General features: G+C 55.4%; 20 protein-coding genes. 5 read left to right on the top strand and 15 right to left on the bottom strand.

The genetic code is table 11. The features are described 5' to 3' along the window. Positions 1–96 precede the first annotated feature (96 nt). Entirely contained in the window at positions 97–651 is a 555-nt protein-coding gene (locus HP564_RS17945; protein ID WP_371245191.1) for a pyridoxamine 5'-phosphate oxidase family protein, read from the top strand. Between the two features lie 154 nt (positions 652–805). Here the strand turns inward: HP564_RS17945 and HP564_RS17940 are convergent, their stop codons facing one another. Continuing rightward, complete coding sequence (locus HP564_RS17940) at positions 806–1,747, bottom strand: Rpn family recombination-promoting nuclease/putative transposase (RefSeq protein ID WP_371245190.1); 942 nt, start codon at positions 1,745–1,747, stop codon at positions 806–808. A 111-nt stretch (positions 1,748–1,858) separates the two neighbouring features. After that, a complete protein-coding gene (locus tag HP564_RS17935; protein ID WP_371245189.1) occupies positions 1,859–2,035 on the bottom strand; it encodes an integrase core domain-containing protein in 177 nt (58 codons plus the stop codon). Between the two features lie 688 nt (positions 2,036–2,723). Between HP564_RS17935 and HP564_RS17930 the strand changes: the two genes are divergently transcribed. Then, positions 2,724–3,086, top strand: a complete 363-nt coding sequence (locus tag HP564_RS17930) for a DUF4174 domain-containing protein (protein WP_371245188.1) — start codon at positions 2,724–2,726, stop codon at positions 3,084–3,086. A gap of 236 nt (positions 3,087–3,322) precedes the next feature. Here the strand turns inward: HP564_RS17930 and mqo are convergent, their stop codons facing one another. The 3 genes from mqo to HP564_RS17915 form a co-directional block, all read right to left on the bottom strand. Next, a complete protein-coding gene (gene mqo, locus HP564_RS17925) occupies positions 3,323–4,978 on the bottom strand; it encodes a malate dehydrogenase (quinone) (protein WP_371245187.1) in 1,656 nt (551 codons plus the stop codon). 722 nt (positions 4,979–5,700) lie between these two features. Further along, positions 5,701–5,949 carry a hypothetical protein gene (locus HP564_RS17920; protein ID WP_371245186.1) on the bottom strand — a complete coding sequence of 83 codons (249 nt, stop codon included), beginning with the start codon at positions 5,947–5,949 and terminating at the stop codon, positions 5,701–5,703. A 257-nt stretch (positions 5,950–6,206) separates the two neighbouring features. Further along, positions 6,207–6,977 (bottom strand): helix-turn-helix transcriptional regulator, encoded by a 771-nt coding sequence (locus HP564_RS17915; protein WP_371245185.1) that lies wholly within the window; start codon positions 6,975–6,977, stop codon positions 6,207–6,209. A 103-nt stretch (positions 6,978–7,080) separates the two neighbouring features. Between HP564_RS17915 and HP564_RS17910 the strand changes: the two genes are divergently transcribed. Then, positions 7,081–8,160: an alcohol dehydrogenase catalytic domain-containing protein gene (locus tag HP564_RS17910; protein ID WP_371245184.1), complete on the top strand. Its 1,080-nt coding sequence runs from the start codon at positions 7,081–7,083 to the stop codon at positions 8,158–8,160. Positions 8,161–8,279: 119 nt separating this feature from the next. On the opposite strand, the gene arnF is transcribed toward HP564_RS17910, so the two are convergent. The 7 genes from arnF to arnB are packed head-to-tail and all read right to left on the bottom strand — an operon-like array spanning position 8,280 to position 15,653. After that, positions 8,280–8,654: a 4-amino-4-deoxy-L-arabinose-phosphoundecaprenol flippase subunit ArnF gene (arnF, locus tag HP564_RS17905; protein ID WP_371245183.1), complete on the bottom strand. Its 375-nt coding sequence runs from the start codon at positions 8,652–8,654 to the stop codon at positions 8,280–8,282. Continuing rightward, positions 8,651–8,983, bottom strand: coding sequence for a 4-amino-4-deoxy-L-arabinose-phosphoundecaprenol flippase subunit ArnE (gene arnE / locus HP564_RS17900; RefSeq protein ID WP_371245182.1), 333 nt, complete (start codon positions 8,981–8,983; stop codon positions 8,651–8,653). The genes arnF and arnE overlap by 4 nt, the downstream gene beginning before the upstream one ends. Continuing rightward, complete coding sequence (gene arnT / locus HP564_RS17895) at positions 8,980–10,641, bottom strand: lipid IV(A) 4-amino-4-deoxy-L-arabinosyltransferase (RefSeq protein ID WP_371245181.1); 1,662 nt, start codon at positions 10,639–10,641, stop codon at positions 8,980–8,982. Before arnT ends, arnE begins: the two co-directional genes overlap by 4 nt. A gap of 30 nt (positions 10,642–10,671) precedes the next feature. Next, positions 10,672–11,556 (bottom strand): 4-deoxy-4-formamido-L-arabinose-phosphoundecaprenol deformylase, encoded by an 885-nt coding sequence (gene arnD, locus HP564_RS17890; RefSeq protein WP_371245180.1) that lies wholly within the window; start codon positions 11,554–11,556, stop codon positions 10,672–10,674. Positions 11,557–11,567: 11 nt separating this feature from the next. Continuing rightward, positions 11,568–13,532 (bottom strand): bifunctional UDP-4-amino-4-deoxy-L-arabinose formyltransferase/UDP-glucuronic acid oxidase ArnA, encoded by a 1,965-nt coding sequence (gene arnA / locus HP564_RS17885; protein WP_371245179.1) that lies wholly within the window; start codon positions 13,530–13,532, stop codon positions 11,568–11,570. Further along, positions 13,532–14,515, bottom strand: a complete 984-nt coding sequence (arnC, locus tag HP564_RS17880) for an undecaprenyl-phosphate 4-deoxy-4-formamido-L-arabinose transferase (protein WP_371245178.1) — start codon at positions 14,513–14,515, stop codon at positions 13,532–13,534. Before arnC ends, arnA begins: the two co-directional genes overlap by 1 nt. A gap of 1 nt (position 14,516) precedes the next feature. Beyond that, a complete protein-coding gene (gene arnB / locus HP564_RS17875; RefSeq protein ID WP_371245177.1) occupies positions 14,517–15,653 on the bottom strand; it encodes a UDP-4-amino-4-deoxy-L-arabinose aminotransferase in 1,137 nt (378 codons plus the stop codon). Between the two features lie 735 nt (positions 15,654–16,388). On the opposite strand from arnB, the gene HP564_RS17870 reads away from it, so the two are divergent. After that, entirely contained in the window at positions 16,389–17,435 is a 1,047-nt protein-coding gene (locus tag HP564_RS17870; protein ID WP_371245176.1) for an SDR family oxidoreductase, read from the top strand. A 570-nt stretch (positions 17,436–18,005) separates the two neighbouring features. Then, the gene (locus HP564_RS17865) at positions 18,006–18,260 is read left to right on the top strand and encodes a hypothetical protein (RefSeq protein WP_371245175.1); all 255 of its coding nucleotides are present in this window, start codon (positions 18,006–18,008) and stop codon (positions 18,258–18,260) included. Positions 18,261–18,280: 20 nt separating this feature from the next. Here the strand turns inward: HP564_RS17865 and HP564_RS17860 are convergent, their stop codons facing one another. The 3 genes from HP564_RS17860 to HP564_RS17850 form a co-directional block, all read right to left on the bottom strand. Continuing rightward, positions 18,281–18,511: a hypothetical protein gene (locus HP564_RS17860; RefSeq protein WP_371245174.1), complete on the bottom strand. Its 231-nt coding sequence runs from the start codon at positions 18,509–18,511 to the stop codon at positions 18,281–18,283. Positions 18,512–18,576: 65 nt separating this feature from the next. Continuing rightward, entirely contained in the window at positions 18,577–19,059 is a 483-nt protein-coding gene (locus HP564_RS17855) for a MarR family winged helix-turn-helix transcriptional regulator (protein WP_371245173.1), read from the bottom strand. A gap of 208 nt (positions 19,060–19,267) precedes the next feature. Further along, positions 19,268–19,573 carry a hypothetical protein gene (locus tag HP564_RS17850; protein WP_371245172.1) on the bottom strand — a complete coding sequence of 102 codons (306 nt, stop codon included), beginning with the start codon at positions 19,571–19,573 and terminating at the stop codon, positions 19,268–19,270. Positions 19,574–19,648 lie beyond the last annotated feature (75 nt).

Raw genomic sequence — 19,648 nt, 5'->3', positions numbered from 1 at the left:
TTCCTGCAATGCGGGCCGGTTTAACTGCTGCGCTATGCAGCGATGCCCCGGCAGTTAAACAGACCAGAGATGTTATCCGGTAAGCAGGAAGAACAGATGCCATTACGCCCCGAGGAGATTGATAACGATTGCTGGTGTGCGCTTGAAAACGGCGCACAGGACCCGGAAAGCGGCTTTCGCTACCTGACGGTGGCGTCCGTAGACCAGCAAGGCAAGCCGCAGGCAAGAACCATGGTCCTGCGCGGTGTCGATCGTCCGAACCGAACGCTGGAGATCCATACCGATATGCGCAGCCCAAAGTGGCAGGCGCTGAAACTCAACCCGGACGTCACGGTACTGGGTTACAGCAACAAAACCCAGCTGCGACTTCAGGGCACCGCTGAGCTGCATGCCGCGCACAGCGACGTGGCGGCAAAAGCCTGGCAAGGATTGTCGCCCAGAACGCAAAAAACTTATGCAGCCGCTGCGCCAGGAAGTGAGGCAGATATCCCATTTCAGGATAACAATGACCCTGAGGATCATTTTGGTGTGATACTTATCCGCATCGTTTTGCTGGACTGGTGCAAACTGGCGCGTGAAAACAATCAAAGGGCGCTGCTGCAATATGGTGCGGATGGGAGAAGGGTTGGGTACAAAGAGGTCCATCCTTAAACGTGAGGCAGACCATGATGTAGCTGGCGGGGGGGAAATAAGGCGAGTTTGTTAGCAGGCTTCACTGCGGACACCCGATCCCCAAAAGTAACCGGACGCATCAGAAGACGTATCTGGATGTCCGGAAGAGCGCCCGGGCAAATGGCCGGGCTACTCAGTGGTGAATCTGCGCCAGCTCGTCTTCTGTCAGGCCGGTCATCTGCATGACGATATTCTGGTCAAGGCCATTCTGCAGCATGGTTCGCGCAATTTTCAGGGTTGCTTCGCGCTCACCCTTTTCAATACCTCGCTGCTCGCCAAGCTGAATCCCCTCCTGACGTCCTTTCTCAATACCCTTCTGCTCGAGCTGCTGTGCGATGGTCATCAGTGCGTCTCCGTGTTGCGGCACACGCTGTGCCAGTTCGCGAACAAAGGCTTCAGAGTCAACCGACTCTCCCGCCTGTAGTAAATAGTGTATCAGCACCGTCACCTGAGATGAAGAAAGATAGTCCGCCATCAGCAGCGTGGCCAGCCGGTCGGTCAGCGTAGCCATATCGCGCTGGTGTATGTGCTTCTGCAGTAAGGTCAGCGCTGCCATGCTGCGATGATTCATGATGTCATCATCCGGGATAACGGTGATGTCTGTCAGGGGAAAGGCGCCGCCGTATAGCTTTTCCGCGACGGCCGGGTCGTCGAACTCATCCAGCCAGCGGGTGGAATACGGGTAAGGGCTGCGTTTTCCAGTATAGAACAGCACGGGTATCACCAGCGGCAGCTTACTGTGACCCGCCTCGAGGTGGCGCTGCATGGCGGCCACGGCGTAGCGCAGCAGGCGAAAGGCCATATGCCGGTCCGGGGAAGACTGGTGCTCGATAAGCACGTGAACGTAGCCGTCTCCGGCGGTGGTCTTCAGGCTGTAAAGGACGTCGCTGAAGTACTGGCGAAGGTCATCCTCGACAAAAGATCCGGACTCCAGCTTCAGGGTGTTGAGGTCGCACAGCGCGCGCAGCTCTGCCGGAAGATGGAGCTCCATAAAATCCCGGGCAATTTCTGGCTGCGAGAGAAACTGCCTGAAGGTGGCATCATGAGGGGTTGGGGTGCTGTTTCTCTTCTTCATCCGTGTTGCCTCATTAAATGCCTGGCTTGAAAAAACAAAACTTTAAGGAAGTATATCTGCCCCCCAGCATTAGATACGACGATCCGTTAGCTATGTCGGTTTGATTGACGTCTAAATTTTTCTCCAACCCTCTGTAAATCCAGATGATATCTTGCAATCCAGCGAAGAATGTGGACGACACACGTCATCATCCTTCTGCCAGTCATTAGTGATTTTCCTGATGAAAGCAATATCGTTGAATGAGTGCTCATACAAATATTCATCGCGAAAGCGTCCGTTAAAATCCATAATAAATCTGGTTCGTCAGAAAAACGCGTCTTCCTGGGAATGCCTTCATGTAACTTATGAAGACATTATTAACATGGCGGTATGTTAATCAACGGGGAGCAGGTCATAGCAGATTTTATGTACGCTCAGCTAGAAAACGGCCGGTTTAGCGGATGGGATTGTGGCGGACTCCTGGACAGGCGTTGATGTGGGTAGGGAAGCTGGCAAAACTGGTTTGAAAACCAGTTATTAGTCAGTGGCAGTTCAGGCGCCTTTCAAGATATTTCATTTAACATAATTAGTATTATGCGCATAGGGCGAATCACCTGAAATTTTCCCTTCCCGGCAAGACAAATAAAGACGTTTCTGCCGCCGCTCCTCATTCACCTGTCAGGTAACAGAAGTTTCTGTAAGCCAAATCCCACCGCCTCAATGCAGACAACGTTATGGCGCCTTTCTGCCTCGCCCGCTGTAAACACCGGTAAAGAGTCCTCCCTCCCTGTCAACTTTCACTAAGGTTGATAAAGATGGCGTCCGCCGTCGGTCCGATCGCGCTTCTCTGTACTCTTACTGCCCGCACCGTTGAGGTGAAAAAATGGTGAATATCAGACGTAACGTGCTTATACCCTCGCCCTTATTCCGTCGTGCCGTTATGGCGTCAGGCAAGCTGCTGTTAGCCTTGTCGCTGGTAATGTGTAGTTCTGCCCTGATGGCAGCAACCACGATGTTCCACGCTTTGTCTCCGGATATGGCCAGCCTCGAACAGTATCAATGGAAGAAACGCCCCGTCATTATTTTTGCCCCCTCTGAACAGGATGCTGACTATGTCAGACAGATGGCCATTCTGAAACAAAGCCAGTCTGCGTTAGCCGAACGCGATATCATCGTGCTGAGCGATACTTCGCCCGCGGCCAGAGGGCAACTCCGTACCAGGCTCAGGCCAGGCGGATTTGAGGTTCTGCTGGTGGGTAAAGATGGCGGGATAAAACGACGTCAAAACAGACCTGTTCTTTCCGGGGATTTGCTCGCAACGATAGACAGCATGCCCATGCGTAAGGCGAATCTGCGCTGATCTCAGACACCGCACGTCAGGCCAGAAAAGGCTGCCAGTAAGAGAGGCGGTGACCGTCAGAGCCACGGTGAAAATCCCTGCTTCCGCTGCCTGTCGCTCTGATATGACGTCTGAAAAGTGTATCTGTCTCTTCAGTGCCGCGGCGGCGGGTTAACTGACCTGTTTAGCGCGAAGCAGCGAGAGCAATAAAAAACCCCTGAAGAGCACTTCAGGGGTTTGTTGATAATCCAGCAGGATTAAAGCGCCATATCGTGCTGAGCTTCAGCCGCGGCTTTAGGCTGCTGAGGTTGCGCCTGAGGAGCAGCCTGAGCGTCCTGCATCTGGATCACCGGCGGTTTAACCAGTTGCAGCGTGGCCGCCGTTTCGTCCCAAACCTGCTGAGTCAGGGCAACGTTGCCGTTCAGCTTCTGTCCATAGCTGGGAACGATGCTGCGGATCTTGCTCTGCCACTCAGCGGATTTGAACTGCTCAGGGAACAACTCTTTCATCACGTTGATAGAGATAGGCGCGGCGGTAGAGGCACCCGGAGAGGCCCCCAGCAGCGCAGCCAGGGTTTTCTGCTTATCGGTGACAATTTCAGTACCCAGCTTCAGTACGCCGCCTTTTTCAGCATCTTTCTTGATGATCTGTACGCGCTGACCCGCCTGAATAAGTTTCCAGTCTTCTTTGCGCGCTGACGGGTAATACTCTTTCAGCGCTTCAAATCGATCTTCGTCGCTCAGCATCACCTGACCAATCAGGTATTTCACCAGGTCAAAATTATCCAGGCCAACGTCAGTCATCGGACCCACGTTTTTCGTCGTTGTCGTGCTTAACAGATCGAGGAACGAGCCATTTTTCAGGAATTTGGTAGAGAAGGTCGCAAATGGCCCGAACAGTACAACACGCTTGCCGTCCAGGAAACGGGCATCCAGGTGAGGAACGGACATCGGCGGGGCACCCACTGAAGCCTGACCATACACTTTCTCAGCATGCTGACGTGTGATCTCCGGGTTTTCCGTGACGAGGAAAGAGCCGCCGACAGGGAAACCTGCATAGTTGTCCGCTTCCGGGATCCCGGTTTCCTGCAGCAGTTTCAGAGCACCGCCGCCTGCGCCGATAAAGACATATTTCGCATCGACTGCGTGCGCTTTACCGCTTTTCACGTCAGTAATGGTGACGTGCCAGGAATTGTCGCCGTTGCGTTTGAAGCCCGTGACTTCAGAAGAGGTTTCCAGCGTAAAGTTGTCATCTTTTTTCAGGCTGCCCACCAGCTGGCGGGTGATCTCGCCATAGTTCACGTCGGTGCCGACCGGTGTCCAGGTGGCCGCCACTTTCTGCTGCGGATCGCGACCGGCAATAATCAGCGGCGCCCACTGTTTGATCTGGTTCTGATCGGTAGAGAACTTCATGCCCTGGAACAGGGTAGTCTGTTGCAGCGCAGCGTAACGTTTGGTCAGGTAATCAACATTCTTGTCACCCCATACGAAGCTCATATGTGGCGTTGAGTTGATAAAGCTGTGGGGATCGTTCAGCACGCCACGCTTTACCTGTGATGACCAAAACTGGCGGGAAATCATAAAGGCTTCGTTAATTTCCAGCGCTTTAGAAACCTCAATCGAACCGTCCGGACGTTCTGGCGTGTAGTTCAGCTCCATATTGGCTGAGTGGCCCGTACCGGCATTGTTCCAGCCGTTGGAAGATTCGAGTGCAACACCATCCAGCTTTTCAACCATCAGCTGTTTCCAGTCGGGCTGAAGTTCTTGCAGTAACGTGCCCATTGAGGCACTCATAATACCGCCGCCAATCAGAAGTACGTCTGTTTTCTCAGTCGCGTCTTCAGCATGTGCCGCTGAACTCACTAACAGTGCGATAAGGGATAACGCAGGGAAAAACTTATTTTGTTGCAACATTATAATAAGTACTGTCAAAAATAGGTGAATGAAGCAATATTTTAACGTACTCATATTCTTTTTTAAACATCACACATAAATTACAACATCAAAAAATTGACAAATTTTTAATTTTAAAAATAAATAAACACTATTGTAATTAAAAAATTCACATCTTCAGGCTTTACCGCTGAATATCACCGCCGTGCAGCGCCATGATTTAAAATCTGCGCCCTCCCGTTGACCACCCGATAATTTTTTTATCAAAAATCCAGGGCTTTCCCGGTCGCTTTTGCCATTTAATTGGTGACACCGATCACAAATACTCCTTAAACAAGGGTGCGGCTCATTAATATTTTGATAGTCCCTCGGGTCGTTTGCTCTTATGCTTTATTTTATCTGTCAGTTAACATCATATTTACGCTCGAGCTGGGACGCTGAAAATCTGCTATAGCCAGTTATTGTTTTGCAGTTGTTGCTTTTAGAGATAAGTATTGGCTCTGCGCGTTTGCTAATATCTGAGGTTGCCAGCGGCACCCGCTGTCGGCATTCGCTAAATTTACCTGCAGGGACGGTTTACTTTTGTGAAGAGACTTTTTTCCGCTTCGCTGTTGAAAGATATTTTATGGGTCGTGATTGCGCTTGCGGGCGGATATGCTTTATTGCTTTTCCTGTTAAGGGCGGCCGTTAAATTTCAGTTCGAAATTCATATACTCCTTCACAGGTTTATAGCGCTATTCTAGTTAACCACAGGCTTTAAACACGAAACGATAAGCCTGATGCAGCAGGTGCTTCAACATACCAAAAAAGTCTTTTACCCCTTCATCAGCCAGGCATGCACCGGTATCGAGTGCATTATTAACCGAGTCTCTGTGATGCAAAATCAGCATCACGCCAGCAGCCAGAACGCACCCACCCGCCAGCAGCACCCACTGCTTTCCGGTCAGATTATAAAAGGGATTTTTAGTTTTACTTTTCACCCGTTCACGCATTAATAACACCTTGTTTACCTTATCAATTATCACGGGGGTTAACGATGGCGAATTATGACACTAATTGATCCATTTCTCTATGCGTTTGGCTTTCCGCGCGACCTGAACCGCGCCGGACCCGTGCTCGCTTTACTGAAAGGCACAGGCTACGCCATCCGGCGCACGCGCGACCTGTCCTCACGGCAGTTAACGGTTCTTTTTAGGGCCAAAAAGCGCCCCTGTCGGGGTCAGATAGTTTTGCGGTTCAACCAGACCGGTCACGCGTAAGGCGTATAAAGCGCGAGCTTGAGCTGCTTAGCATCGTTTGAGATAAACGTTGAGTAACAATAGCGTCTTGTCACATGATCTTTGCCCGTCAGGGTTTTTATCCCGGACACCGGTGCGGCGATCTCATGCTCGCGCCACCACTGCGAAAACCCGGCACACTCACGTTCAAAACGCGCCACCAGCCTGGTGAATAACCTGTCATGGGCGTTCAGCGCATAGTCAGCGTGAAACAGGCTTAACATGCGCCGCGCCTCCTGCTCCCAGCTCGCACCAAAGCGCTCTCGCGCCTCAGTCGTCGTAAGCATAAAGACCATAATGTTTCTCTCTTCCGCGTCGAGTGCGTCAAAATCGGTAATCAGTTCGGCTGCGGCGCGATTCCAGATCACCACGTCCCAGCGCTTATTGGTAACGTAAGCCGGATCCCGGAGTCCCTGTACCAGTGCCGCCAGCGCCTCAGGGATCTCCTGACCGATATCATTGACGGCCTGCGCCTGGGTCAGCGCGCGCAGGTGCGCCAGTTCCGTCTCATTGAGCATCAGCGCCTTGCTCAGCGAGGCGATGATGCGTTCTGAAAGTTTGCTGACGCGCCCCTGCTCAATCTTTGTATACCATTCCGTGCTTATCCCGACTTTAGCGGCCACTTCCTCTCTTCGCAGGCCGGGAGTTCTGCGTCGCCGGTGAGGGCTAAGCTCCTCCCCTTCGGGCCTGAGCCGCGCACGCCGCGAGAGCAGAAAATTACCGAGCTCACTGTTTCTGGTCATTGCTTAGCCTGTTAGTGGTTTATACCTGTATAAAAGTAGCTTATTTTTTATTCTTCTCCGCCACCTTATAGTGACCTATCTGTGTTGAATAAGGAGCGTTGTTATGAAAGCTGCAGTGCTTGAATCCTTTGGTCAGCCACTTAATGTTAAGGATGTGCCCGCGCCGGTAAGGGGGACGGGCGAGGTGTTGGTTGACGTGGTTGCTGCCCCTCTCCTCTCTTACGCGAACGAGGTGTTTAGCGGGCAGCGAAACTATATTCTGCCCCCTCCGGTCATTCCCGGCTGCGGTGCGATTGGCCGGGTGCGGGAAGTGGGACCGGATTCAGCACGCCTGAAGCCGGGTGACTGGGTATTTTGCGATCCCACGGTTCGTTCGCGGGATAACGCGTTGTCACCTGAAATTGTGCTCCAGGGATGGAGCGCGCGCGGTGAAGGCGGAAAGAAAATCCAGCGGTACCACCTTGATGGTGCCTTTGCCGAGCAGATACGGATTCCGACGGAAAATGCCATCCCCACCGGAGACATCGATCCTGCGGAAGCGAGCAAATGGTGCGCCATTGTGACGCTGCTGATTGCCTATGGCGGCTTGCTGGCGATGGAACTGAGGGCGGGTGAAACGGTGCTGGTCAGCGGTGCCACAGGTAATTTTGGCAGCTCTGCCGTTCTGGTCGCCCTTGCCATGGGGGCGAAGCGCGTCGTGGCACCGGGGCGCAATATGCGTGTGCTCGAGGATCTTAACAGGCGATTTGGTTCGCGTGTTGTTACCCTGGCGCTGACGGGCGATGCAGACAGGGATACGCAGGCGATGCGTCAGGCGGCAGGAGAGCCTGTGGATGCCGTACTGGATTTTCTCCCCCCTTCCGCCCAGGCTTCCGTGGCGCGTAACGCCATTATGGCCGTCAGGCCCTGTGGTCGCGTGGTGCTGATGGGCGGCGTCGGAATGCTCGGCGGGGAGGATCTGGCTCTTCCTTATCCCTGGATTATGCGCAACCTGATCACCCTGAAAGGACAGTGGATGTATGCCCCCCAGGCCGTTCATACGCTGGTGGGGCTAATACGCGCCGGGCTTCTGGATCTTGATCACTATGCGGTGAGTGAATTTCCGCTGGCGCAGATCAATCGTGCGGTTGACTCTGCCGCTCAACAGAGCGGCCCCTTCAACCTGACGGTTATTCGCCCCTGACTGCCGCCCACTGTCGCCCGGCGTCACGCGTTGAGTTGCCGCTCTCCCTGTTGGGTCCGGGATCGCTGATGGCAACAGCAGGGATGCTGTGGCGGCTGGTAAAGCTAAAAAGGCAGGGCTTAACTCACCTGGCCTTTCTGTTTCTGCGGCAGCGTTATCGCCGTCACTCCCAGCAAAATCAGCAAAACGCCAGCAAAACTGCTCCAGCGAAAGGACTCGCCCAGCACCGGGATAGCGATCGCGGCCAGCCAGACCAGCACGTAGCTCAGGCTCAGCAGAGGATAGAGCCGGTTAAGCGGCATATAGCGCAGTGCGACTATCCAGCACAGCATGGACAGCGCATAGGCACCCAGCCCCGTTCCCAGCAGAAGCAGAAACTGACCGTGCTGAAGCCACGTTTCCGGAGAGGGCAAATTTCGCATCGCAACACGCAGCAGCAACTGTGCCAGCGACACCAGCAGCACGCTGCACAGCGCCAGCGCAACCCCTTTCACAGATGCCCTCCCATCAGCGCCACACCCGCCACAATCGCCAGCGTGCCGAGCCACTGCCGTCGCGTGTAGGTTTCGTGCCAGATGAGCCGCGCAGCGACCGCCACCAGGACAAAGTTAAGGCTAAGCATCGGATAGGCCACACTGACGGGAACCACGCGCAGCACCGCCAGCCAGAGCAGCATTGCGACGCCCAGCAGCAGCAGGCTCAGGGCGATCCACATTACCAGCCGTCTTTTATCCTGCCGGATATCGGCAGAGGCCGCCTGCTTTTGGCACAGCTGGGCGGCACAGCTGAGCAGGCTGACCAGCAGGATCAGGATCAGATTCATGGCGTGGCGTTGTAGCCATACCAGACCAGCCGTCCCTGACGATAAACCGCATCCGGCGGGGGCAGGTGCGGATCGGGTGCGCTGTCACCGGCATCCAGCATCAGCACCAGCGAAACGTTGCCCTGTCGACGATGCTCGCTCAGCCAGTCGACAATATGTTCAGCACGGACATAACGGGTGGCAGCATCGGCATAGCCCAGCCCATACTCCAGTTCACCTTTGGCATCGTAGAAAGTGATATCACTGCGCTTCACGTTCCATGCCACGGCAGCAGCGATACCGGGATTGTCCGCCAGCAGATACCGGCTCTGCATCAGCTTTGCGTGCAGCGCATTCACAAAGCGTTCCGGCTGTTTGGCATCGCGCACCCTTTGTGGCATGGCGAAACCCACCAGAAGCGCCAGTAGCAGTGGGCAAAGCGCGGCCAGCTGCCAGCGGTTCCCTCCCGGCTTCAGGCTCAGCCAGCCCATTACGCCCCACCCTGCAAACGCGGCGGCACCTGCGAGTACGCGGGCCGTTTCGCCTTGATGATAAAGCGGATGGTGTGCCAGCCCCCAGGGGGCCAGCCCAGTCAGCATCAGCAGCGCCGCCGCTGACCCAAACAGAAGGTTAATCCAGCCGTTTATTTTAAACGCGCTGACTGGCTGGACCGCGTTGCCACAGGCATAGTGCGCCATCAGCAGCGCCAGCGGTGCGAAGCACGGCAGGATGTAGGTCACCAACTTGCCTTTGGCGATGCTGAAAAACAGCAGCGGCAGCAGCACCCAGCTCAACAGATAAAGCGCGCCAGCATGCTGGCTGCGCTGACGCCAGGCCTTATGTAATGCGCCTGGCAGCAGTGCCAGCCAGGGTAAGCTTCCAGCCAGCAGAACCGGAAGGTAATACCAGAAAGGCGCTTTGTGCTGTGCATTGGGTTCGGCAAAACGCTGGATATGTTCCACCCAGAAAAAGTAATGCCAGAACTGACCTTCCTGCTGGTGAATCGCCAGCGCCCAGGGTGCGCTGATCGCGGCGGCTGTTGCGACAGCAACGGGTCCCCAGCGCAGCAGCTCACCCAGCCGGCGCTGCCAGATAGCCCAGGGGAGGATCGCCAGCACCGGCACCACCAGCGCCAGAAATCCTTTGGTCATAAACCCCATACCACTGGCCACACCCAGCAGCAGATAGCCAAACGCACGCTGTTGCGTGGTGCTGGCCTGTACTGCCCGCCAGTAGCTGCACATGGCCGCCACCATCCACAGCAGCAGGATCGGGTCCAGCACCGCATAGGTGCCGACGCCATACACCAGCAGTGTGGTCATAAAAATGATGCTGGCCGTCAGGGCAACCTGACGGCTGGCAAACATCTGCCTGCCCAGCCAGTAAATCAGCCCGGCGCTGAGTGTCGTACCGGCAATCGCCCCGGCGCGTACGCCAAAGCGGGAGTGGCCAAACAGCAGCTGGCCCAGGTTATTGACCCAGTAACCGGCCACCGGCTTTTCGAAATACCGTAAATCAAAAAAGTGCGGCACGATCCAGTTGCCGCTCACCAGCATTTCACGGCTGATCTCGGCATAGCGGGTTTCATCGGGCTGCCACAGGGCGCGAAACTCTATGGGGATCACATAATAGAGAGCAAAAAACGCAATCAGTAGCGCAGTTCTGGTGCCGGTACGCATCCGTAACTCCTGAAAAGAGAACTGAAGTGGCTATTCCTGACAGCCGAGCCAGCCTTCACGCCCGGCAAGGTGACCACGCACCACCCTGCCCGTGGGCAGCGTGGTGAGATCGTCGGGAAGAAGTTCGCTGAGCGGGCAGAAACGAATATTGCGTTGGGCCGCACGCTCAAGCAGGCTGGCAAAGTCAGGTAAACCCACGATACCTTCTACCTCGGCATGGATGGTATACACCGGCGAGCCGGTGGCGGCCTCTATCTGCTCAAGGATAAAGTCGTTAAAGCCTTCGGCGCTCACCGACTGCCCTACCACTTCATCCCAGGTGGGCAGCGTGACCGGAATTTGCACCGTTCCCAGCCCCCCATCGCTTAGCCTGGGCAAAAAGGGGCCGTTGCCCCGACAGTCGCTGTTGTAGCGGAAACCAAAATGCTGCTTGGCCCTGACCACCCGGCCATCTGCCCGCCAGCCCGCGACGGCGGAACAGGTGACCGCTTCGCCGATAATCGCCTCCAGCCGCTGTTTGCCGCGCGCAATCTCCTCCACCAGCTTCTCTTCTGGCCACACGCCGGCCCAGGTTTGCCAGGCAAAATGATCCCACGCGTGCAGGCCCACCTCGTGATGATCGGCGACGGCGCGGATAACCGCCTCCAGGCCGCGCCCGATATCTCGTCCGGGCCACGCGGTGCCTGCCAGCAAAATATCCCAGCCGTAGAGCGAAGCCGCGCGCGAACGCATCATCTTCCACAGGAAGCGCGGCTTGAGCAGGCGCCATAAATGACGCCCCATATTGTCCGGCCCCACGCTGAAGAAGACGCTGGCCTGTAGCTGATGCAGGCTGAACAGCTCAAGCAGCGCCGGAACGCCGCATTCAGTGCCTCGCCAGGTGTCGACATCAACGCGCAATCCCACTTTTTTCATGGCGCGTCCTGTCACTCTACCGTGCGCAGGAAGAAGTCGAGCGTATTATCAATGGTGGTCTCCATCCCCACCGACGGCGTCCACCCCAGCAGGCGGCGCGCGTTTTTAATGGACGGCTTGCGGTGCTCGACGTCCTGATAACCTTTGCCGTAATAGCAGCTACTCTCCACCTCGCGGAAACCCGCAAACGGCGGAAAGCGATGACGCAGCGGATGGCGTTCAAAACTGGCCAGCAGTCGCTCTGCCAGCTCTTTAATGCTGGCCTCGTTCTCCGGGTTGCCGATGTTAACGATCTGTCCGTCGCAGTTCTGATTTTTGTTTTCAACAATGCGGAACAGCGCTTCAATACCATCGCTGATATCGGTAAAGCAGCGCTTCTGCGCCCCACCGTCAATAAGCTTGATTGGCGAACCTTCCACCAGATTCAGGATCAGCTGGGTGATGGCGCGTGAGCTACCAATGCGCGCGGCGTTGAGGTTGTCGAGGCGAGGCCCCATCCAGTTAAACGGACGGAACAGCGTAAAGCGCAGCCCCTCTTTCTCGCCGTAGGCCCAGATCACGCGATCGAGCAGCTGCTTGGAGACCGAGTAGATCCAGCGCTGCTTGTTGATCGGCCCGACCACCAGGCTGGAGTGGTCCTCGTCAAAGTGCTGATCGGTGCACATGCCGTACACTTCTGAGGTTGAGGGAAAAATGATGCGTTTCTTGTACTTAACGCAGTCGCGGATAATTTTCAGGTTTTCTTCAAAATCGAGCTCAAACACGCGAAGCGGATTGCGGGTGTACTCAATCGGCGTGGCAATCGCCACCAGCGGCAGGACAACGTCGCATTTCTTGATGTGATATTCGATCCATTCTGAATGAATGCTGATGTCACCCTCCACGAAATGAAAACGCGGCTGGTCGAGGAAACGGCTGATGGCATCTGAGCCGATATCCAGCCCATAAACCTCAAAGTTATCATCCTGGAGCAGACGTTCGGTCAGGTGATTGCCGATAAACCCGTTGACGCCCAGGATCAGCACGCGGGTCCGCCGCTTCACCGCCGCTACCGGCTGAGAGTAGAGCAGCGCACCCGGTACCATGCCCAGGCTCTGCGCCAGCTGGCTGCCGTTCATGTAGACGCCGCTGTCGCTCTGGCCGGTGATCACCTCCAGCGCCCCTTCACCACAGGCAACCAGAAAAGGGTCTGTCGATAATACCGTGCCTGGTCTGGCCGCTGGCGTGTCGTGATGAACGCGTCCTTTCCACAGGGTAAATTTCACCGTCCCGGCGAAGGCAAATGCCCCTGGCCAGGGGTGAGTGACGGCGCGAACCAGATTATTAATCTGTTGCGCGGACTGCTCCCACTGAATACGGCCATCCTCTGCCGTGCGGCGGCCGACGACCGTGGCCTGGCTGTGATCCTGTGGAACCGCCACCACGTTACCCTCTCTGAGGGCAGGCAAGGCATCCTGCAACAGCTGCGTCGCGCAGGCGACCAGCTTACGGTGCAGGGTCAGCGCGTTATCCTCAGGATCGATCGCAACACGCTGCTGCGCCACGATGTCACCCGCGTCAGCGCTCTTCACCATATGGTGCAGCGTGACGCCGGTTTCGGTTTCACCATTGACCAGCACCCAGTTGAGCGGCGCGCGTCCCCGGTATTTTGGCAGCAGCGAACCGTGCAGATTCAGGGCGGCGCGGCGGGCACAACTCAGAATGGTATCGCTGAGCAGCGCACGGTAATAAAAAGAGAAGAGGTAGTCCGGTGCCATCGCTTTGATGCGTTCCACCCACAGCGGATGGTTTACATCGTCTGGCGCATAGACCGGAATGCCCCGTTCAGCGGCCAGACGCGCGACCGAATCAAAAAAGTGACTCTCTGGTGACGTATCAGCATGGGTAAAAATGGCGCAGATGTCGAAACCGGCGTTCAGCAGCGCATTAATGCCTGCACAGCCCATTTCCGCATAGGCAAAGACGATCGTTTTCATTATTTAAGTTCCTGGACAGAAGAGAGATCTTGTTGTGGGTGGATGACGCGCTGGATGAAATAGCGAGGTCGGGCGCGGACATCGTTGTAAATGCGGCCGATATATTCACCAAGCAGCCCCATGCCGATAAATTGCGCGCCCACGAAGATAAACAGCACGGCAAACAGCATGAAGACGCCGTTGCCTGCCCAGCTCGCCCCCAGGAACAGCCGCAGCACCATCAACACCAGCGAGAAAGCGAAGCCTGCCAGCGCAATCAGGCTGCCGACGATACTCAGCAGACGCAGCGGCGTGGTGGTCAGACAGGTCACCAGGTCGTACATCAGGTTAATAAGCTTCATCAGGCTGTACTTTGAGTCACCAAATTCACGCTCAGCGTGGGCAACCGGCAGTTCGATCGTGCGACGTGCAAAGGTGTTCGCCAGAATGGGAATAAAGGTGCTGCGTTCGTGGCAGTTGAGCATGGCGTCAACGATGTGGCGGCGGTAGGCGCGCAACATACAGCCGTAGTCGCCCATGGCTTTACCGGTGACGCGCTGAATCAGCTGGTTGATGGCGCGTGAAGCGCGACGGCGAAACCAGCTGTCCTGACGGTTCTGACGCACTGTACCCACCACGTCATAGCCCTGCTGTACAGCCTTAACCAGCGCAGGGATCTCTTCAGGCGGATTTTGCAGATCGGCATCCAGGGTAATAATCACATCGCCACTGACGTGGCTGAAGCCCGCCATAATTGCCGAGTGCTGGCCATAGTTACGATTAAGCAGCACGCCAGTAATGTGGCTGCCGGGCATATCCGCGGCATCGGCAATCATCTCGCCGGAACGGTCGACACTGCCGTCATCAACCAGCAGAATTTCATATTCCAGCTTCAGCGAGGCGCAGGCAGCGTCGGTACGGCGCACCAGCTCCGGCAGGCTCTCCTGTTCGTTGTAGACCGGGATCACCACGGAAATTTTACGGATGGTCTTGTCTTCCAGCATCTTATACTCCAGCAACGTGACGCAGGGCCGCGATGACGCGCGACACATCCTCATCGCGCATCTCGGGAAACAGCGGAATGGAACAGATACGCTCGCTGTTCCACTCCGTCTCAGGCAGAGAGAGATCGGGATAGCGTTCGCGGTAAAATTTATGGGTATGCGCCGCGCGGAAATGCAGACCTGTACCGATCCCCTGCGTTTTCAGGGTTTCCATCAGGGCGTCACGGCTGATGCCGCAGGTTGCCTCATCGACGCGAAGAATAAACAGATGCCAGGCGTGCTGGTGCGGCCATGCCGGTTGAGCCAGCGGCAAAAAGGGGGTATCCGCCAGTTCATGCAAATAACGCCGGGCAATGTCAGCGCGACGGGCGTTAAACACTGGCAGCTTGCTGAGCTGTACACGCGCAATCGCGGCGCTGATATCCGGCAGGTTATATTTAAACCCGGGCATGATGACCTCCGCCTGCGGCTTGCGCCCGTGCGTGTGTCGGTCATAGGCATCAACGCCCAGCCCGTGGAATTTCAGGCTTCGCATACGATCGGCGAGTTCTGCATCATCCGTGACGATCAGCCCGCCCTCGGCGCAGGTCATGTTTTTGATGGCGTGAAACGAGAAGATTGCCGTACCGCGCTGGCCGACAGGCTGGCCACGAAACTGGCAGCCTGTCGCATGTGCCGCATCTTCAATAACCGGAATGGCGTATCGCTCACCCAGGGTACGAATGGCATCGATCTCTGCCGGCGCACCTGCATAGTGCACCGGGATGATGGCGCGGGTGCGGGGTGTCATCGCGGCTTCAATCAGCTCAGGCGTGACCATCAGCGTATCGCGGTCAATATCGATCATGACCGGCGTTGCGCCCAGCAGCGTAATGATGTTGATGGTTGAAACCCAGGTCAGTGAAGGCGTAATGACCTCATCGCCCGGCCCAATACCCAGCGCCAGCAGCGCGACGTGCATGCCTGCGGTGGCAGAGCTGACGGCTATCGCATGCTGATTCCCCGTTAATTCGCAAAAATCCTGTTCCAGCGCTGCGGCCTGTGGACCCGTGGTGATCCAGCCAGATTTAAATACCGCATTTACTGCCGCTAACTCCTCCTCGCCGAGTGAGGGTCGAGAAAAGGGAAGAAATTCCATTGTTAAATCCCGTAAATAATAAGGGGTCAGGAAAAGGGAGCGATCTCACTCATATTTAAGGGGAGCAAGCGAACCACTCATTTAAACAGTCAGCGTAAAAAAGGAAAAAATAAAACGGCGTCTGTACGGCACTTTCTCTCGCTTCCCGAATAAAACAATCACGGTGAGCGACGCCTGCTTTGAATGTCCACATTAGTCACCGAAACTTAACGAAACATTAAACAAAAAAAAGATGGCCCCGGCGCAAATGTAAAAAGTTTTATCTTTTATTAACATTTTCGCTGTATGTGTTATTCATTTTGGAATTAAATAAACGGCAGCCAAACGCACGTCATATTGTAAAAAAATTAATGTTCACTTAATAAAAGCGTCGTATTTACCCGGCGCAAAGCCCTCCGAGCGGCAGAAATAGCCCGATAACCGCGGATACGAACAGATAAACGGCATCAGATGAGAAAAAATAGCCGTTCAGTCAACATGTCAGCCAGTCCTCCACGCGCGAATAACGCCTACCTGCCATCCCATTAACCCGGGAACATGCGCAGACGCCATTTCGCTTAAAATAAACGTTAACGTCCTCATTTATAACGAAACGGCAGGCATGCTCTGAGCGACATGAAATGACCGGCCCTGCGCGCTTTAGCGCTATTTTTTCAGGCACTCTTCCCACCGCCATCCAGAATTAATTCCCAGGCGTAACTGCCAGCCAGGTTGAAAAACCAGACGGAGAGAAAAATGAACAACAAGCATGTCCTTATCGTGGGAGCCAGTGGTGTCGTAGGTTTTGCCGCTCACGATGCCTTTCATCAGGCAGGCTGGCAGATTACGACGCTGGGTCGTTCATCACACAGCCCTCACGTCTCGGCTCATCTCAGCGCCGATTTGACCGCGCTGGACGATCTCAACCGGCAGCGCGCTGCGCTGGAGTCGGTAACGCATATCTTTTATGCCGCCCTGAAGCAGGAGGCGAATCCTGGCGTCGAGGCGGACATTAACGCGCTGATGTTTGAAAACCTGGTGACGGCGGTACGCAGCGCCAGCCACGTGCTAAGACAGATTATTTTTATTCAGGGAGGCAAGGTATATGGCGCGCACCTGGGCGTCTATCGCACGCCCGCACGCGAAGAAGACAGCCGCCATTTTCCGCCAAATCTCTATTTTCGTCATGAAGACTACGCCAGATCGCTGGAAGAGAAGAGTGGCATTGGCTGGACCGCGCTGCGTCCCGATATTGTCATTGGGCACTCTTTTGGATCGCCGATGAACCTCGGCAATCTGATTGGCGTCTATGGCACCCTCTGTCGGGAAACGGGCACGGCGTTGCACTTTCCCGGTCCCGAAGACGCCTGGCGCAACACGCTGGTCAATATTACCGACAGCCGCATCCTTGGCCAGAGCGCCGTCTGGGCAGCTGAACAGGCAAAATATGGTGCCTTTAATATCACTAACGGCGACGTTTTTCGCTGGAGTCACGTCTGGCCAAAACTGGCGGACTGGTTCGGCGTGCCCGTTGGCGAGGCGCAACCCGTGTCGCTCAGCGAGCGGCTCAGCGCCCTGAAACCGCTCTGGGCCTCGATTGCCGGGAAGGCGCAGCTGAAAGAGCACGACATCGACCGACTGGCTCTGGGCGGCTTTGGTGATCTCATCTTTCACGTACGGAAAGATGCCATCTTTGACGTCACCCGGGCGCGACAGGAAGGCTTTAATGCCATGATCAAACGTTCTGATGAGGTGTTGATTGCCCATCTGGAGGCGATGCGGCGCAGCAGACTTATTCCGTAAGGTGTGCGCTGAACACGCCTCCTGAACGGGGGCATCCGCGCGGCGCGCTATCGCATCGCCACCGAAAGCTGTATCGCGCGAACTAACGGCCCAGAGACGATAGTCACGCAACCAGGCAGGCTACTCTCGGCGGGAGGCAGCGATTAAAACGGCAGTGCAGGTGAAAGGCACGGTCGCAGCAAACGGTTCAGCCACCTCGCATACGGGGGTTGTTGCCAGCGCGGGGTGCCAGGCGCTCGATCATCCCTGAACCCTCTGCCCTCACCTCCACCCATTCAGGCCGCGTTTAACAGGGCAGCGGGGGCGTCAGGACACAGGCATGACATCAGGTACAGTCCGGTCGGCGCGCTTAGCCAGGCAGACTGGCCTGAAATGGAGAAGCAGAAAGAGAGGAGAGGAGTTTAAACGATCAGAGGAAATTCCTGACGCAAACCCGCCATAAACTTGGTAAGCTTTTATCCTGCAGCGGACAGCTGGCCATTTTCTTCATAGCAAAATAAGAGATTAACGGCGACAGAACAGACCAGCTTTGGCCGGGGATAAGGGCATAACATAACAACTGATGACCATATGAGCATAGATGATGACGAAAAGCTGACTAACGTGTTGATGGGTGAAGCCGTTATGGCCTTGCTGGCGCAGGGAACGCCCGTTCACGCCGGTCAGGTGGTCACAAAATTACGTGAGATGGCTGCAACTGAAACCCGTAGTGACAGAAGGGAAGCCTGCGAACGGGCTATTATTGAAGTCCTCAGCGCCCTGACTGACCAAAGCGAACAGCAGGACGACAGCCTGTTTATCGACGGTAATATCACTCTTCACTAGGCACGCTCCTGCGATCGGCATCAGGACTCTGTTTTTTCCGCAATCAACGCTAGTGCAGCGTCATACTCTTTTTTCAGTCGTGAACTGACGGTTTGATCGGCGCGCTGTTTTAACAGTGTTGTCAGGCTATCCACCTCAAGCGGTCGACCCGTTTTAAACAACAAAGAGGCGATTTGCCCGATGACGGCGTGCGCATCATCCAGGTTTTCCACTTTTTCACTGTTCAACGCGTTTTCGTTCATTTTGCTCATTTCGGTTAACGGTCCGGGCCGGTCAGGTTAAATTTCCGCAGGTCAAGAACGTCTGCCGAAAGTGTTCAGGGAATAGCGTCGATCAGTTTCTGGCGCAGCGTGGCGACTCTGCGCGTCAGCTCGGATAACTCCTCAACCGGGGTATCCATCACGGAGATCATGTCTGCCGGGACGCCTGCCGCCTCAACCTTCAGCTTGCGCCCTTGTTCGGTCAGGGTGATCAATACCCTGCGCTCATCCTTCCCGACATCACGCCGTCTGCTAATCAGGCCAGACTGCTCAAGTCTTTTAAGAAGCTGGCTGAGCGTACCGGAATCAAGATGTACGCGCGCCCCCAGCTCAGAGACGGTGACGTTATCGGTTTCCCACAGTGCCAGCAGTACCAGATACTGGGGATAGGTCAGCCCCAGCGGTTTTAGCCGCGACTGGTAAAGCTTGGTCATCGCCAGCGACGCGGAATAGAGCGCAAAGCAGAGAAACTGATCCACCGTCACGGGAGCATTACCCTCTGGCGTCCCGCCGCAGGTTTCAGGTAATTCGTCGTTCATATCGTTGCCACTTTCTGTCTGTATTCAGATACTGATTCCCGATGCAGGCCCAGGCCCATCTGATCCAGCGCTGATAATATTGAACCAAATTAAATTGATGTCAATATAATGACTGAATGAATCGCCCTGCGCAGCGTAAAGTTGACAACCCCACATGGCGAAAAGTGACAGCGCTGTGCTACAGGCTACAGCGCTGCGCCGGGTTTGATCAGTTATAGTCCACCTGCACCACCGCCTGTGTCTTCTGTAAATTCATATAGGTCAGGCTAATGTCAGTCACGCCAGGCAGACTGACCTGCCCTTCTGTTACCTGCCTGACAGTGACCTGTTGCGTCTGCTCACGACCCTGGTCAACACAGAAAACAGTCAGCTGACTGTTTTCCGGTGTGACCCGGCAAGGCTCCTGGCTGATAACACCGCTAAGAGAGACTGTGCCTTCTGCGGCAACGGCCGGCAGCGTACTCATTAACACCAGACCAAGACCTGCAATACCATTTGTAATGGACGATGCCATCATCAGGATCCTCAGAAAGAGTCGTCCATGAAAATGATGATGCGCTCCCTTTTAGCATCAGTTTTAATATCCAGC

The sequence above is a fragment of the Pantoea sp. KPR_PJ genome, assembly GCF_041386365.1.
Taxonomy (GTDB): domain Bacteria; phylum Pseudomonadota; class Gammaproteobacteria; order Enterobacterales; family Enterobacteriaceae; genus Pantoea.
This window is presented reverse-complemented; position numbering and strand designations above follow the sequence as displayed.